This window comes from Methylobacterium nonmethylotrophicum, assembly GCF_004745635.1.
GTDB classification, from domain to species: domain Bacteria; phylum Pseudomonadota; class Alphaproteobacteria; order Rhizobiales; family Beijerinckiaceae; genus Methylobacterium; species Methylobacterium nonmethylotrophicum.
This window is the reverse complement of sequence record NZ_SRLB01000005.1, coordinates 248339-264516: the sequence shown is the minus strand read 5'-3', so window position 1 is coordinate 264516 and position 16178 is coordinate 248339. Positions and strand designations below refer to the sequence as shown.

The window sequence follows — 16178 nt, the reverse complement described above, 5'->3', positions numbered from 1 at the left end:
TAATAACGTTACGGTCGGCACGCCTCATGCGGGACGCGCCGGCTTCGCGCTTGCCAGCCTGTCCTCCGCCGCGCGATTGCAATGTTATTACGTTCGCGAGGGGCGATCATGAATGGGATGGGATCGGGCGCGGGTGCATTCGGGGCGGGTCCGGCGCTGCTGGCGGCGGCCCTCGCCCTCGCCGGCTCGGCGGCCCGGGCGGAGGACATCGCCCTCGACACGATCGATGTCGCCTCGCCGAGCCCGATCGTGACCCCGCCTTCCGGCGGGGCTGCTGTCCCGGGCACCTTTCCGGCCGGCGTTCTGCCGGTCGTGACGACCACCTTCTCGCCGGTCACGGTGGTGACCCAGGCCGATATCGTGCGCCAGCAGCCGCGCACCCTCGGCGACGCGCTGTTCGACCGGCCGGGCCTCTCGGCCACCACCTACGCGCCGGGCGCCGCGAGCCGGCCGATCATCCGCGGCCTCGACACGAGCCGGGTGCGGATCCAGGAGAACGGCATCGGCGTCCACGACGTCTCGGATCTCGGCGAGGACCACGCCGTGCCGATCAACCCTCTCGTCGCCGACCGGATCGAGGTGATCCGCGGCCCCGCCTCCCTGCGCTACGGCAGCCAGGCGATCGGCGGCGTGGTCTCGGCCGAGAACAACCGCATCCCGACCTATATCCCGCCGAACGGCATCGCGGGCCGGGTCACCACCGGCTATTCCGCGGTCGACAACGGCCGCAACGCCGCCGCGACGGTCGATGCCGGCGGGCAATCGGTGGCGTTCCACGCCGACGCGTTCCGGAGCGCCGCCGACAGCTACGCCACGCCGCTCGGCATCCAGCGCAACTCCGCGAACGAATCGCAGGGCGGCGCGGTCGGGATGTCGTACCTGTTCGACCGCGGCTTCGTCGGCCTGTCGTTCAGCCACTACGACGCGCTCTACCAGATCCCGGGCGGGGAGGCCGCCCAGAGCCGCACCCGCCTCGACCCGACCCAGGACAAGGTCCAGGCCAAGGGCGAGTACCGGCCGGTCGACGGGCCGATCGAGGTGATCCGCTTCTGGCTCGGCGGCTCGACCTACAAGCACAACGAGATCGGCATCGGCGAGAACGGGATCGACGGCGTCCAGGCGACCTTCAAGAGCCGCGAGGCGGAGGGGCGGCTCGAGGTCCAGCACGTACCGGTGGCGACCAGCCTCGGCACGCTCACCGGCGCGCTCGGCCTGCAGACCGACCGGCGGCTGATCGGCACCTCGGGCGAGGCCGGGAGCCTGCTGGCGCCGACCGATTCGCGCAGCACCGCCCTCTACCTGTTCGAGGAGCTGCGCCTGGAGCGGGGCCTGCGGCTCCAGGCGGCGGGGCGGATCGAGGGCGCGCGCTCCACCGGCACCGCGACGCTGTTCCCGGGCGACTACGTCCCGGTCGACGGCGAGGATCCGCTGTCGTATGGCCGCCGCCGGCGCTTCGCCCCGAAGAGCGCGAGCTTCGGCGTGCTGCAGGACCTGCCCGACGGCTTCGTCGCCAGCCTCTCCGGCCAGTACGTCGAGCGGGCGCCCTCCGCCTTCGAGCTCTATTCCCGCGGGCCGCACGACGCCACGGAGACCTTCGAGATCGGCGACCCGAACCTGAAGAAGGAGCGCGCCCGCACCATCGAGGCGAGCATCCGTCGCGCGGAAGGCCCGTTCCGCCTCGACGCCACCGGCTACTACACCCGCTACACCGGCTTCATCTACAAGCGCCTGACGGGCCTGCGCTGCGGCGACGACTTTGCCAGCTGCGGCAGCGGCGACGAACTCGCCCAGGTCGTCTACGCGCAACAGAACGCGACCTTCTACGGCGCCGAGATCGCCTCGCAGCTCGATCTCCTGCCCGTCGGCAACGGATTCGCCGGCGTGGAGGCCCAGTACGACTTCGTGCGCGCCACCTTCGACGACGGCACCTTCGTGCCCCGCATCCCGCCGCACCGGGTCGGCGGCGGCGTCTTCCTGCGGGCCGACGGCTGGTACGCCCGGGTGAACCTGCTCCACGCCTTCGCCCATACCGAGACGGCGCCCTACGAGACGCTGACGCGGGGCTACGACAACCTCCGGGCCGAGGTGAGCTACACCAAGGCGTTCGATCCGGCGGTGACGGGGTGGAGCGAGGTGACGCTCGGGGTGCAGGGCACGAACCTGCTCAACGACGTGATCCGCAACTCGGCCTCGTTCAAGAAGGACGAGATCGTGCTGCCGGGGCGGAACGTGCGGGTGTTCCTGACGGCGCGGTTCTGAAGTCTCAAATTACCGCGGAGGTCAACGTTTCAAGATGAAGCACATTCCCCTCTCCCGTGTGGGAGAGGGGAATGTGCTTCGATTGTTGATGGCTTTGCTTTGCAGGGTTGGGGATCCTCACCCCTTCTGCGGCCGCAGGACCCCGTCGCCGGTCCTCGGGTCCGGTGCCGGCGCGCTCGGGCGCACGGTGCCGGTGGCGTCGGTGTCGCCGGGGCGGACGCGCTCGGGCAGGGTCTCATGGCTGGGCGGCATGTTCGGCGCCTGCTCGCGGCTGCGCTGCGGCGTGTCCGTCACCTGCGCCACCACCGGCGCGGCGGCCAGGACGGCGAGCATGATGAGACGGCTGGTGCCCCTGGTCATCGGGCTCTCCTCCGAAGGTTGCGTGCAGTCGTGAGGAGAAATGGCCCGGCGCCGGATCCGGTTCCCGCAACGGTCACCGGATCGCCAGCATCCCCAGCACCGCGTCGCCGATCATCCGCTTGTGACGCGCCCGCAAGGCCGGCGCGTCGAGGTCGACGGAGAAGATCGCCCCGAAGGTGTGGCGGTTCGAGACCCGGAAGAAGCAGAGCGCGCTGATCATCATGTGCACGTCGAGGGGATCGACATCGGCGCGGAAACAGCCGTCGGCCTGCCCGCGGGCGATGATGTCGGTGATGGTCTGGATCACCCCGAGGTTCAGCCCGCGGATCGTCTCCGAGCCCGACAGGTGCTCGGCCCGATGGATGTTCTCGATCGTGACGAGGCGGATGAAGTCGGGATGCGCCTCGTCGTACTCGAAGGTGAACTCGACCAGCCGCCGGATCGCCTCCGCCGGCGCGAGGTTGCCGAGGTCGAGATCGGCCTCGACCTGGCGGATGTCGGCATAGGCCTTCTCCAGCACCGCGAGGTACAGGCCCTCCTTGCTGCCGAAGTAGTAGTAGATCATCCGCTTCGAGGTGCGGGTGCGCTCCGCGATGGCGTCGACCCGGGCGCCGCTGAGCCCGAAGGCAGAGAATTCTTCCCGGGCGACCGCCAGGATGTCGGCCCGGGTCCGCTCGGGATCCTTGGTACGGGGGGAGGCGCGGGGCGTGGCGGCGTCCATGATCGAACAACGACGGGCGGCGGGACGGCGCTGCTCTACCATCCCGGCCGCCCCGGCGCACCCGTCCTCCCGTTGGTTCAATCCCTCGCCAACACCCGGCGACCTCGTCGCCCCGGCTCAGGCGACTTCGTCGCCCAGCACCTCGCGCGCCCACCGGAAGGCGCCGTTCGCCGCCGGCACACCGGCATAGATCGCGGTCTGGATCAGAAGGGCCTGCAACTCCGGCACGGTGACGCCGTTGCGCAGGGCCGGGCGGACATGGAGCTTGAACTCCTCCTCGCGGCCGAGCGCCACCATCATGGCGAGCGTCACGAAGGAGCGGGTCTTCCACGGGATGCGCGGGTCACCCCAGACCTCGCCCCAGGCGGTGCGGGTGATGAAGTCCTGCCACGGCCCGGCGAAGCTGCCCGCGGCGCTCAGCGAGCGCTCGACATGCGCGTCGCCGAGCACGCTCTTGCGGTTGGCGAGGCCTGACTCGAACGCCACCGCGCCGGTCGCGGTGTCGGCGGCCTCCCGGTGCCGGTTGAGGAAGCCGAGGAGATGGGCGGCGGTGGCGGCCGGCTGCTCGACGGAGAGGAGGTGCGCGGCCTTCGGCAGGATCACGAGTTCGGCGTGGGGGATGCCGGCGCAGATCTCCTCCGACATGGCGGGCGGCGTCGCCGGGTCGTCGCGGCCGGCGATCACCAGGGTGGGGGCGGTGATGCGGTCGAGGACCGGGCGCAGGTCCATGCGGCCGATGGCGTTGCAGCACACCGCGTAGCCGGCGGCATCCGTGTCGACGAATTGCCGGCGCACCGGCGCCACCGCGTCGGGGTTCGAGGCCGGGAAGCCGGGCGTGAACCAGCGGCCCATCGTGGCCTCGACGATCGCCGCCGTGCCCTTGGCCCGCACCGTCTCGGCGCGCTCGTTCCACGACGCCTCGCTCGGCATGAAGGCGGCGGTCGCCATCAGGGTCAGGCTGATGACCCGGTCGGGGTGGCGGCTCGCCGCCGCCTGGCCGGTCATGCCGCCGAGCGACAGCCCGACCACGTGGGCGCGGGGGATGTTCAGGGCATCGAGCAGGCCGATCAGGTCGTCGGCCAAGTCCTCGACCTCGGCGCGCGCGTCGCGCACCTGCGAGGCGCCATGGCCGCGGGTGTCGTAGCGCAGCACCCGGTAGCGGCCGCGCAGATGCGGCACCAGCGGGTCCCACATGGCCAGCGTGGTGCCGAGGGAGTTGGAGAACACCACCACCGGAGCGCCGCTCGGGCCGGAGAGCTCGTAGTTCAGCAGCGTGCCGTTGGCCTCGATCTGGGGCATGGGATCCTCGGGGAAACGGAAAAGCGGTCAGGCGGAATGCAGGAAGGCGGCGAGGCGCGAGACCTCGGCGAGCGCCCGGTCGGCGGTGCGGGCCCCGGCCCGGATGGCGGGGCTCAAGTCGAAGGCGGAATCGAGGTCGGAGCCAGCCGTCTCGGGGCGGGCGCGCAGCACCTCGCGGAGCGAGCCCTGCCCGTCGCGCACCGCGCCGGCGGCCTCTTCCACCAGGGCGTGGGCGGCCTTGGCGCCGATCACGGGGCTGAGCCTTCCCGCGGCGGCGTCGGCGAAGAGCAGGCCCTTCGTCAGGTCGAGGTTGCGGGCCATCCGGTCGGGGTCGGGCACAAGCCCCTGCGCGAGGCCGCGCGCCTCGCGCAAGCTTCCGGAGGCGAGGCCGAACAGGGTCGGCAGGGCGTGCCACTCGGCGTGCCAGGCGCCGGCTGGGCGCTCGTGGGCCGCCGCCATCCCGTCGAGGAGGGTGAGGCTCACGCCCTTGGCGGCGCCGAAGGCCGCAAGAATCACCGTCGAGGAGACGGGATTGCGCTTGTGCGGCATCGCCGAGGAGCCGCCGCGGCCCGGCACGTAGGGCTCGGCCACCTCACCGACCTCGGTGGTGGCGAGATGCGCGACGTCGGTGGCGAACTTGGCGAGCGCCCCCGTCAGCAGGGCGAGCCACGAGCCGGTCTCGGCGATGCGGGCGCGGCGGGTGTGCCAGGGCGCGAGGTCCGGGTGCAGGCCGAGCGCGGCGGCGAATCCGTCGCCCACGGCCTCCGCTTTCTCGCCCAGGCCCGCGAGGGTCCCGACCGGGCCGCCGAGGGAGGCGGTCAGCACCCGATCGCGCAAGGCGGGCAGCAGGGCCGCCACCTCGGCGATGCCGAGCGCCCAGATCGCCGCCTTGAAGCCGAAGGTCACGGGTGCGGCGTGCTGGCCGTAGGTGCGCCCGACGCAGGGCGTCTCGCGGTGCTTCCGGGCGAGGCCGGAAAGCCCGTCGAGGATCGCCCGGAGATCGGCCGCGACGAGGTCGAGGGCGTCGCGGACCTGCAGCACCAGGGCGGTGTCGGCGATGTCCTGGGTGGTCGTGGCCTTGTGGAAGGCGGGCTCGAGCTCAGGGGGAAGCGCCCCCTGCACCGCCTTCACGAACGGGATCACCGGCACGCCCGACACGGCGGTGCGCCGGCCGAGGGCGGAGGGGTCGAGGTCGTTCGCGTCGATCGCCGCGATGGCGGGGGCGAGGGAGGCCGGCACCAGGCCGGCCTCGGCCTGCGCCCGGGCGAGGGCCGCCTCGGCCCGCAGCATCGCCGCCACCCGGGCCTCGTCGGCGAAGACGGCGCGCATCGCGTCCGTGGCGAAGAGGGGCCCGAGCAGGGCGGAGTCGAGGGCCGAGAGGGTCATCGGATCAGGCCGCGGGCTTCAGGTGGAGGAGGGCGCGGGCCTCCGCCGGGGTCGCGACCTTGCGGTTGTGGCGCGTCACCATCTCGGCGGCGAGCGAGACCAGCTCGGCGTTGCTCGCCGCCAAGCGGTCCTTGGTCACCCGGATGTTGTCCTCGAGCCCGGTGCGCACGGCGTCCGCTCCGCGGGCGAGCGCCCAGCCCATGACGCGGGCCTGCTCGCGGCCGATGCCGGCGGCGGTCCAGGTGGCTCCCGGGATCACCCGGCGGGTCTCGGCGAGCAGGATGTCGAGCAGGTGCTCGTCTGCCGGCATCGCGTTCTTCACGCCCATCACGAACTGCACGTGCGGATGGGCGTCCATCAGCCCTTCCTCAATCAGCCTTTTGGCGCCGTGGATGTGCGAGAGATCGAAGATCTCGATCTCGGGCCGGATGCCGTTCTCGCGCATCGACCCGGCGAGGTCGTTCACCAGCATCGCGTGGTTCTCGTACACGATGGTCGGGAAGTTCACCGAGCCGGTCGAGAGCGAGGCCATGTCGGGCCGGTGCACCAGCGAGAGGCCGCGCGCGCTCGGATCGCGGCCGCGGCCGCCGGTCGAGAACTGCACGATCATGCCGGGGCAGTGCTTGCGCACGCCCTCCTGCACGGCGGCGAACTTGTCGGGGTCGGACGAGGGCGACTCGTCGTCGTTGCGGACGTGGATGTGGACGAGGGTGGCGCCGGCCTCGAAGGCCTGGTGCGTGGATTCGATCTGCTCGGCGACGGTGGTGGGCACCGCCGGGTTGTCCTTCTTGCGCGGCACGGAGCCGGTGATCGCAACCGCGATGACGACGGGGTTCATGGGGGTCTCCTGATTGTTGCTATCGTGATGCGATGTCCGCTTGACCTGATCCGATACCAGTAAAGCGCGGGATCCCCTCTCCCGTGTGGGAGAGGGGTAGGGGATCGAAGATCCCGCGTGAGGGTGACACGGTTCCGTGTAAAGCTCGAACTGTGGTGCTGGCAGCGGAACGGTCGAAGCCAGACTCAGAACCGTAGCACCCTCACCCCCGGCCCCTCTCCCACACGGGAGAGGGGAGATGTGCTCCATCTTTACTCGGTGGAATCAAGCGGAAATCGTATGAGTTAACGATCTCACACGTCGAAGAACACGGTCTCGTTCGGCCCCTGCAGGGTGACGTCGAAGACGTAGACGGCCTTGCCGTCGCGCTCCTCGCGCTTCGCCAGCAGGCTGTCGCGCTGCTGGCCGCGCTCGACGAGGTTCAGGACCGGGTCGTTGGCATTCGCATCCGCCTCGTCGGCGAAGTAGAGCCGGGTCTGCAGGCCGATATTGATGCCGCGGGCGGCGATCCAGAGGTTGATGTGCGGCGCCATCGGGCGGTGGCCCTTGCGGCCGACGACCGGGCCGGGCTTCACCGTCTCGAAGTGCCACAATCCGGTCTCGAAATCCGAGCCGGTGCGGCCCCAACCCCGAAAACCCTCGTCGAGGGGCTTGCCCTCCTGGCGGTCGGCGGGGTGGTTGTAGCGGCCGGCGGCGTTGGCCTGCCAGATCTCGACCAGCACGTCGCGCACCGGGACGCCGGCGCCGTCGAAGACCCGGCCCTCGATCCGGATGCGCTCGCCCTTCGTGTCGGGGCCGGCGAGCACGTTGGTGAAGTTGGTCTCGAAGATGTCGAAGCCGGCCTGGTGCGGGATCAGCCCGATATGGACGTAGGGACCCGCGGTCTGGGACGGCGTCTCCTGGAGACGGACGGGAAGCGGCTGGACCATGGGCTCAGTTCCCCTGGAGCTTGTTCTCGAACAGCGTCTGCTGGCGGCCGCGCAGCACGATGTCGAACTTGTAGGCGAGCATGTCGAGCGGCACCGCGGCACCGAGGTCGAGGGGCGCGATCAGCCGCTCGGCGGCGGAGCGATCGGGAATCCCGAGCACCATCGGGTCGCGCCAGATCAGCGGATCGCCCTCGAAATACATCTGGGTGATGAGGCGCTGGGCGAAGCCGGTGCCGAACACCGAGAAGTGGATATGCGCCGGGCGCCAGGAATTGAGGTTGTTGCGCCAGGGATAGGGCCCGGGCTTGATCGTGCGGAAGTAGTAGAAGCCGGTCTCGTCGGTGATCGTCCGGCCGCAGCCGCCGAAGTTGGGATCGATCGGCGCGAGGTAGCGGTCGTTGCGGTGGCGGTAGCGCCCGCCCGCATTGGCCTGCCAGAACTCCACGAGGGTGTTGGGGATGCCGCGGCCGTTCTCGTCGCGGACATGGCCGTGGACGAAGATCCGCTCGCCGATCGGCTCGCCCTCGCGGGCGTAGTTGAGGATCAGGTCGTTGTCGAGCGGGCCGAGCTCGGAATGGCCGAAGGCGGGGCCGGTGACCTCCGACAGCGAGGATTGCAGCGAGATCATCGCCCGGCGCGGCGAGCGCAGCACGCTGGTCTTGTAGTCCGGCGTGAAGGCCGGCGGGTGGATCGAGCGGTCCCGCTGCAGGAACTCGCTGTCGGCGTGGGTCATCGTCTCCTCCTTGTGCGCTCCTTCCGGAGGCGCAGTGCGGTCATGCGAGGATCGCCCCGTGGGGACGTCCGTCGTGGCTCTTCGGCCCGGTCGCTCGCCGCACGGCCGGAGGCGTATCACCTTCCCGGATGGCGGGCCATTTCGGGCAGAGGGGGCGTCAGGACATGGCGGGGCGGCTCGCCCTCGCCCGGCCGCCCAGCGCCCCGAGATACTCTGAGAAGGCGCCGACCGAGGACAGCTCGGCGGCGGCCGCCAGCAGATCCGGGGCGATGGCGTCGCGCTGCGCCTCGGTCAGCCGGAGGCTCGGGCCGGCGACGCTGAGGTTGCCGACCGCCCGGCCGGTCTGCGGATGCAGAACGTTGGCCGCCATCGCGGCGGCGCCCGCGGTGTTGGTCTCCTGCACCCAGGCGTAGCCGCGGGCGCGGGCCTGGTTCACCAGCGCCATCAGCTCGGCGACCGTGCGCGGGGCGTTGGGGCCGCTCTCGCCGGTCGCCAGGCCCTGCCGCATCACGAGTTCCAGCGCCTCCTCGTCCGAGAGGCTGGCGAGCCAGGCGATGCCGGTGGAGGTGGTCGAGAGCCGCGCCTCCGCCCCCATGTCGCCGTCGTAGCGCAGGCCGGTGCGGGCGCCCTGCGCCTTCGCCACCCAGACGAGGCGCGGGTAATCGACGACCGCGAGGCGCGCCAGCTCGCCGCTGAGATCGGCCAGACGGTTGAGCACCGCCTGGGCGATGTCGACCACGCCGGTGCGCGAGAGGTGCTTGAGGCCGAGCGTCGCGAACCGGGTGGTGAGGAGATACCGGCCGGTCTCGGCGTCCTGCACCGCGTAGGCGTGCTCGGCGAGCTCGGCCAGCAGCCGGTGGGCGCCGCTCTTCGGGATATCCAGCGTCTCGGCGATGGCCTGGAGGGGAAGCCCGCGCGGATGGTTCGCGAGCAATTCCACCAAGTCCAGGACGCGCCGCAGCAGGGAGCCGGCCATCTGTCTTCGCTCAAATATGGAACGCAGTTCTGGATTTGAACGAGGTTCCGGTCTAAGTCAAGAGCCAGGGTGCCGGACGGGGAGGGCGGACATGCGCGGGACGGGCCAGCGGGAGACCCTGATCGGCATCGCCCTGATGGTGAGCGCGGTGGCGGGCTTCGCCGGCATCGACGCCTCGGCGAAGTTCCTGAGCGGGACCATGAATCCGCTGCTGATCGTCGCCGTGCGCTACGTCGTCAGCTTCGTCATCGTGGCGGCGGCTCTGGCGTGGCGGCGCGACATCGTCGGGCTGATGCGCACCCGAAAGCCCGGCTTGCAGGTGCTGCGCTCGCTCTGCCTGGTGACGGCGACGCTATGCTCGTTCGTGGCCCTGCGCTACCTGCCGCTGGCGCAGGTGACCTCGATCACCTTCGCGTCGCCCCTGGTGGTGGCGCTGATCGCCGGTCCCCTGCTCGGCGAGCGGGTCGGCTGGCGGCGGACGGCGGCGGTGCTGGTCGGGTTCTCGGGCGTGCTGGTGGTGAGCCGCCCGGGCGTCTCCGGCATGCATCCGGCGGCCCTGCTGGCGGTCGTCACCGCCCTCGTCAACGGCGTCTACATCGTGGTGACCCGGATGCTCGCCGCCCACGACCCGCCCGAGACCACGATGTTCTATACCGGCCTCGTCGGCTCGGTGCTGACCGCGCCCGCCCTGCCGTTCCTGTGGGAGACGCCGGCCGAGCCCGCGCCCTGGCTCGGCATCGCCTCGGTCGGCTTCTTCGGGGCGCTGGGGCACTGGTTGCTGATCCTCGCCCACCGCCGGGCGCCCGCCTCGACCCTGGCGCCCTTTGCCTACGCCCACCTGCTCTGGGCGGTGCTGCTGGGCGTCCTGATCTTCGGCCACCTGCCGGATCGCTGGACGGTGATCGGCGGCGCGGTGGTGGCCGCCTCGGGGCTGTACCTGCTGTACCAGGAGCGCCCGCGGATCACGCCGCCGGAAGAGGAGGGCGCGGCGTGAGCAGGAGGTCACCCGCGGCGGCGCGCGCGGCGATTCGGAGCCGCTGCCGTCATGGGCGCGGCCCGGCCACCACCCCGTCGTCGTGCAGGCGCGCCACCTCCCCGTCGCTGTAGCCGATCTCGGCCAGGATCTCGTCGGTGTTCTCCCCCAGGCTCGGCGCGCGCGTCGGGGGGACGCGCTCCACGTCCGAGAAGACGATGGGGTTGCCGGGGGTCAGGTAGGCGCCGATCCCGGGATGCTCCAGGCGGGAGAACATCGGGTTGTCGGTCGAGCAGTCCGGATCCTCCTCGACCACCTGGCGGAAGGAGCGGTAGCGGGACCAGGTGACGCTCCGGGCCTGGAAGTCCGCCGCGAACTCCTCCAGCCGCCGGGCGGCGAAGAACGGGGCCAGCACCGCCGTGATGGCGTGGCGGTGGAGATAGCGCTCGCCCTCGCGCCGCAGGTCGGCGCCGAGGCGCGCGGCCAGCGCCTCCATCTCGTCCCTGGTGCCGGTCGCCGCCTGCAGGTTGTCCCATTGCCGCTGCGTCAGGGCCACCACGATGACGCGCTCGCCGTCGCGGCAGGTGAAATCCTGGGCGTAGGCGCCGTAGAGCGCATTGCCGACCTTGGGGCGGTCGACGCCGTTCACCGTCACCTCGCCGATGATGCCGAGGTTGCCCAGCATGGCGAGCGCCATGTCCTTGAGCGCGAGCTCGACCACCTGGCCGCGGCCGGTGAGGCGGCGATGGCGTTCGGCCGCCAGGATGCCGAGGGCCGCCTGCTGGCCGGTGATGCAGTCCCAGGCCGGCAGCACGTGCCCGACCGGCTCGGACGAGCCCTCCGGCCCGGTGGCGCCGGGAAAGCCCACCGCGGGATTGACCGTGTAGTCGACCTGCGGACCGCCGTGGCGGTCGCCGGTGACCGACATCATGATCAGGTCCTCGCGGTGCTTGCGCAGCGCGTCGTAATCCATCCAGCCGCGCACGCGCAGGTTGGTGAGGAAGATGCCGTTGCCCTCGCCGGGCTGGCAGATGAGGCGGGTCACCACCTCCTGGCCGCGCGGCGTGGCCATGTCGACCGCGAGGCTGCGCTTGCCCTTGTTCAGCCCCGCCCAGAACAGGCTGCGGCCCTGGTCGGTCACCGGCCAGCGCGCGTGGTCGAGCCCGCCGCGGATGCGGTCGAAGCGGATCACGTCCGCACCCATCTGCGCCAGCGTCATGCCGGCGAGGGGAGCCGCCACGAAGGCCGACCCCTCGACGATGCGCAGACCCGCCAGGATCTTGACCATGCTGCCCTCCCCACGCACCGCTCCGCGCCGTGCCGTCTTCGCGTTCTTGCCGCCCGAGCTTACGGGAGCGGACGCTGCGGTAAAGGCCGGGATCATCGCCGGACCGGACGCGCATCGCCGGGCGCCCGCTTACGGGACGGGTCGCGCCGGCCCGGCTCGGACGCGCGACTCCCGGTGTCCGGACGTCGCGGATCGTGTGGGACGCTGAGCCGGGTCGTGCGGGGCAGAGATCGTCGAACGCGAGCGCGGGACGCCCCTTCCCGAGGGGGGGAGTCGCGCTCGACTGGGGAAACGGGAGACCGTTCCCTACGTCACGACCGAGGGCCCGGTCCGCCCGGTCTGCTGCGCGATCCCTGCGATCGCCTCCGCCGCCGCCACGACGGGGGCCAGCATGTCGGCGGTCGGCGCGTCGAGCCGGTCCTTCGAGAAGCGCTCGAGATAGACCCGGAGCGTCGCCCCGACGGTGCCGGTGCCGGAAAGGCGAAAGACCACGCGGGCATCCTCGCGGAAGAGGATCCGCACGCCCTGGCGCGCCGTCACCGAGCCGTCGACCGGGTCGGTATAGGCGAAGTCGTCCGCCGCCTCGACCGTCAGGTCGCCGACGCGCTGTCCCGGCAGCCCGGCGAGCTTGTCGCGAAGAGCCGTCATCAGGCCCTCGGCGGCGGCGCTCTCCACCTCCTCGTAGTCGTGGCGGGCATAGTAGTCGCGGCCGTACGCTTTCCAGTGGTCGCGCACCACCTGGTCGGCGCGCTTGCCCGTGGCGGCGAGCAGGTTGAGCCAGAGCAGCACCGCCCACAGCCCGTCCTTCTCGCGCACGTGGCTCGAGCCGGTGCCGGCGCTCTCCTCGCCGCACAACGTGATCCGCCCGGCATCGAGCAGGTTGCCGAAGAACTTCCAGCCGGTCGGGGTCTCGAAGGCCGGGATGCTCAGGCGAGCCGCGACCCGGTCGGCGGCGCGGCTCGTCGGCATCGAGCGGGCGATGCCGGCGAGCCCGCCACGATAGCCCGGCGCCAGATGGGCGTGGGCGGCCAGGATCGCCAGGCTGTCGCTCGGGGTGACGAAGAGGTGCGGCGCCACGATCATGTTGCGGTCGCCGTCGCCGTCGGAGGCGGCGCCGAAATCGGGCGCGTCCGGGCCGGTCATCAGCGCCATCAGGTCGTGGGCGTGGACCGGGTTCGGGTCCGGGTGGTGGCCGCCGAAATCGGGCAGCGGCTCGGCATTCACCACCGTGCCGGCCGGCGCGCCGAGGCGCCGCTCCAGGATCTCCGTGGCGTAGGGGCCGGTCACGGCGCTCATCGCGTCGAAGCGCATCCGGAAGCCGGAGCGGAAGAGGGCCGCGATGGCCGGAAAATCGATCAGCGTCTCCATCAGCGCCGCGTAATCCGCGACCGGGTCGATCACCGTGACGGTGGCCTCGCCGAGGGTCACGTCGCCGAGGGTGTCCAGATCGATGTCGGGAGCCTCGACGATGCGGTACTCGGTGATCGCCTTCGTGCGGGCGAAGATCGCCTCGGTCACCGGCTCGGGCGCCGGGCCGCCGTTGCGGCCGTTGAACTTGATGCCGAAATCGCCCTCCGGCCCGCCCGGGTTGTGGCTCGCCGAGAGCACCACGCCGCCGATCGCGCCGGATTTGCGGATCACGCAGGAGGCCGCCGGGGTCGAGAGCAGGCCGCCGCGGCCGGCCAGGATGCGGGAGAACCCGTTCGCCGCCGCGATCTTCAGGGTCGTCTGCACCACCTCGCGATTGAGGAAGCGCCCGTCGCCGCCGACCACCAGGGTCGTGCCGGCCCGGTCCGGCAGGCAGTCGACGATCGCCTGGACGAAGTTCTCGACGTAACCCGGCTGGCGGAAGACCGGCACCTTCTTGCGCAGGCCCGACGTGCCGGGCTTCTGGTCGGGAAAGGGCTGCGTGGGGACGGCCTTGACGGTCATGGGGTCTCGTCTCGGTGGAGGCGGGGCCGGCTTAGCCCCCGGCCGGGCTTATGCCGCCTCTTTCCCCCGGCGGCCAGCCCGCCTCACGCGGCGTCCTCGGCGGTGCGCGGCGCTTTCGTCGTCAGGTGCCGGAAGGTGTCGATCGGGGCCGGGCGGCCGAACAGGTAGCCTTGCGCCTCGTGGCAGGCCTCGGCGTCCAGGAAGGCGAGCTCGCCCCGGGTCTCGACGCCCTCGGCCAGGACCGGCAGGCCCAGGCCCCGCCCGAGGCCGAGCACCGTGCGGACGATCGTGGCCGCCTGCTCGCTCGAATCGACCGCGCGGGTGAAGGAGGCGTCGATCTTGATCTTGTCGAACGGGAAGGCCCGCAGGTTCGACAGCGACGAGTAGCCGGTGCCGAAATCGTCCATCGCGATCCGCACGCCGAGGGCCTTGACCCGCCTGAGGGTCGCGAGCGCCCGCGGCAGGTCGCGGATCAGCGCCGTCTCGGTGATCTCGAGCTCGAGCCGGGCCGGCGCCAGGCCGGTGGTGAACAGGATCTCGTGGACGAGCTCGGAAAAGCCCGGGGCGTGGAGCTGGACCGCCGAGACGTTGACGGCGATGCGCAGCGGCTTCTCCCAGGAGGCGGCCTCGCGGCAGGTCTCGCGCAGCACCCACTCGCCGATGCCCAGGATGCTGCCGGTCTCCTCGGAGATCGGGATGAACAGGTTCGGGGGCACCGTGCCGCGCTCCGGATGATGCCAGCGCAGCAGCGCCTCGAACCCGACCGTCTCGCCGCTGTCGATGCGGGTCTGCGGCTGGTAGACGACCCGCAGCTGGCCCCGCTCGACGGCATGGCGCAGATCGTGCTCGAGCCGGCGACGCTCGCGGACCTGCACGCCCATGCGGGCCTCGTAGAAGCGCAGCCGCCCGCGGCCCTCCTGCTTGGCCCGGTAGAGGGCGGTATCGGCCTGGATCATCAGGGTCTCGGGCTCCTCGCCGTCATGCGGGTAGAGCGCGATGCCGAGGCTCGCCGCCGCGATCGCGCCGGCCGGCCCGGTCTCGGCCCCCCGCAGGGCGGCGAGGATCGCCTCGCCGAGGGCTTCGGCGGCCGCCGCGTCGAGGTTCGGGGCCAGCACCGCGAACTCGTCGCCGCCGAGGCGGGCCAGCATCTGGCCGGGGCCGAGCACCGCGGTGATCGCCGCGCAGACCGCGCGCAGCAGCGCGTCGCCGGCGGCGTGGCCGAAGAGGTCGTTGACCTCCTTGAAGCGGTCGAGGTCGGCGCACAGGACCGCCAGCGGCCGGCCCGCGGCACGCGCCAGCGCGATCTCCTGCTCGAGCCGGCGGTTGAAGCTGGTGCGGTTCGGCGTCCCCGTGAGGGCGTCGTGATGGGCGAGGTACGCGATGCGCGCCTCGGCGCGCTTGCGCGCCCGGAGGTCCCGGACCGCCGCCGCCGCGTGCGGCCGACCGGCGAAGTCGATGACGCGGCGGATCACCTCCACCGGCACGAGGCTGCCGTCGGCCCGGCGCAGCTGCGCCTCGGGGGCCTCCGCGAGGTCGCTCGCGCCGGGCTCCGTCGGCTCGCCGAGGAAGCCCGACAGGGCCTCGCCGGCCAGCGTCTCGGCCGGTCGGCCGACGAGGTCGGCGAAGCTGTCGTTGACGGTGACGATCCGGTCGCCGTCGCAGACCACCAGGCCCTCGACCGCGGCATTGGCGAGCCCCCGCATCCGGTCGCCCTCGAGGACCGAGCGGCGCTCGTCGCGCAGGTGCAGCCACAGCCCCGCGAAGGCCAGGACCAGGATCGTGATGCTGGCGACCGCCACCGCCACGGCCAGCATCTCCGCCGGCACCGCGGTGCCCGACAGGGCGACCGCGGGATCCGGCACGATCACGGCGGCGCTCATGGCGGTGAAGTGCAGCCCGCAGATGCCCAGCACCATCAGGCCGGCCCCCGCCAGCTTCACCCGCACCGAGCCGTCCCGCAGCGTCGTGGCGAGCGCCAGGCTGCCCAGCACGGTCCCGGCCGCCAGCGCCGCAGCGACGAGGCCCGGATCCCAGGCGACGCGGCCCGCGACCTCGAAGGCCGCCATGCCGGTGAAGTGCATCGCCCCGACGCCGAGGCCGATCTGCGCGCCGCCGAGCCAGGCCGCGCCGGGAAAGCCCGGCCGCAGGGCGATCCAGAACCCGGCCGCCGTCATGACCACGCCGATCAGCAGGGACAGGCCGGTCAGGCCGAGATCGTAGGCCGAGGCGAGGCCGGGCGCGAAGGCCAGCATGGCGATGAAATGCGTCGCCCAGATGCCGGTCCCGCCCGCCAGGGCGGCGCTCGACAGCCACAGCCGGCGCGCCTTGCCGGCACTGATGCGGGCGTGATCGAGGAGAGTCAGGCTGGTCGCCGCAGCGAGGTTGCATACAACTGCTGCGAGCAAGACCAGCTTGAGGTCGTGACTTCCGGCAATACAATCGTAGAGGGCTCTCACGACTTGCGTCTCGCTCCCGGGCGTTGTC

The 16178-nt window shown here is 71.8% G+C and carries 13 protein-coding genes; 2 read left to right on the top strand and 11 right to left on the bottom strand.

Annotation, left to right across the window (positions count from 1 at the left end; genetic code table 11):
- Positions 1-117: 117 nt before the first annotated feature.
- Positions 118-2259 carry a TonB-dependent receptor gene (locus EU555_RS08105; protein ID WP_135414306.1) on the top strand — a complete coding sequence of 714 codons (2142 nt, stop codon included), beginning with the start codon at positions 118-120 and terminating at the stop codon, positions 2257-2259.
- A gap of 117 nt (positions 2260-2376) precedes the next feature.
- Here EU555_RS08105 and EU555_RS08100 read toward each other — a convergent pair whose 3' ends face one another.
- The 8 genes from EU555_RS08100 to EU555_RS08065 form a co-directional block, all read right to left on the bottom strand.
- Complete coding sequence (locus tag EU555_RS08100) at positions 2377-2619, bottom strand: hypothetical protein (RefSeq protein ID WP_135414163.1); 243 nt, start codon at positions 2617-2619, stop codon at positions 2377-2379.
- A gap of 73 nt (positions 2620-2692) precedes the next feature.
- Positions 2693-3340 (bottom strand): TetR/AcrR family transcriptional regulator, encoded by a 648-nt coding sequence (locus EU555_RS08095; RefSeq protein ID WP_135414162.1) that lies wholly within the window; start codon positions 3338-3340, stop codon positions 2693-2695.
- Positions 3341-3457: 117 nt separating this feature from the next.
- Complete coding sequence (pcaDC, locus tag EU555_RS08090) at positions 3458-4639, bottom strand: bifunctional 3-oxoadipate enol-lactonase/4-carboxymuconolactone decarboxylase PcaDC (protein WP_135414161.1); 1182 nt, start codon at positions 4637-4639, stop codon at positions 3458-3460.
- 27 nt (positions 4640-4666) lie between these two features.
- Positions 4667-6025: a class-II fumarase/aspartase family protein gene (locus tag EU555_RS08085; protein ID WP_135414160.1), complete on the bottom strand. Its 1359-nt coding sequence runs from the start codon at positions 6023-6025 to the stop codon at positions 4667-4669.
- A 4-nt stretch (positions 6026-6029) separates the two neighbouring features.
- Complete coding sequence (locus EU555_RS08080) at positions 6030-6863, bottom strand: 3-oxoadipate:acetyl-CoA acetyltransferase (protein ID WP_135414159.1); 834 nt, start codon at positions 6861-6863, stop codon at positions 6030-6032.
- Between the two features lie 293 nt (positions 6864-7156).
- The gene (pcaG, locus tag EU555_RS08075) at positions 7157-7792 is read right to left on the bottom strand and encodes a protocatechuate 3,4-dioxygenase subunit alpha (RefSeq protein ID WP_135414158.1); all 636 of its coding nucleotides are present in this window, start codon (positions 7790-7792) and stop codon (positions 7157-7159) included.
- Positions 7793-7796: 4 nt separating this feature from the next.
- On the bottom strand, positions 7797-8525 hold the full coding sequence (pcaH, locus tag EU555_RS08070; protein WP_135414157.1) for a protocatechuate 3,4-dioxygenase subunit beta: 729 nt from the start codon (positions 8523-8525) through the stop codon (positions 7797-7799).
- Positions 8526-8682: 157 nt separating this feature from the next.
- Positions 8683-9501: an IclR family transcriptional regulator gene (locus tag EU555_RS08065; RefSeq protein WP_135414156.1), complete on the bottom strand. Its 819-nt coding sequence runs from the start codon at positions 9499-9501 to the stop codon at positions 8683-8685.
- 91 nt (positions 9502-9592) lie between these two features.
- Between EU555_RS08065 and EU555_RS08060 the strand changes: the two genes are divergently transcribed.
- Positions 9593-10495, top strand: coding sequence for a DMT family transporter (locus EU555_RS08060; protein WP_135414155.1), 903 nt, complete (start codon positions 9593-9595; stop codon positions 10493-10495).
- 49 nt (positions 10496-10544) lie between these two features.
- Here EU555_RS08060 and EU555_RS08055 read toward each other — a convergent pair whose 3' ends face one another.
- From EU555_RS08055 to EU555_RS08045, 3 genes are all read right to left on the bottom strand, one after another.
- A complete protein-coding gene (locus EU555_RS08055; protein ID WP_135414154.1) occupies positions 10545-11762 on the bottom strand; it encodes a CoA transferase in 1218 nt (405 codons plus the stop codon).
- A 306-nt stretch (positions 11763-12068) separates the two neighbouring features.
- Complete coding sequence (locus EU555_RS08050; protein WP_135414153.1) at positions 12069-13694, bottom strand: alpha-D-glucose phosphate-specific phosphoglucomutase; 1626 nt, start codon at positions 13692-13694, stop codon at positions 12069-12071.
- Between the two features lie 83 nt (positions 13695-13777).
- Positions 13778-16150 (bottom strand): bifunctional diguanylate cyclase/phosphodiesterase, encoded by a 2373-nt coding sequence (locus tag EU555_RS08045; RefSeq protein WP_245524192.1) that lies wholly within the window; start codon positions 16148-16150, stop codon positions 13778-13780.
- Positions 16151-16178 lie beyond the last annotated feature (28 nt).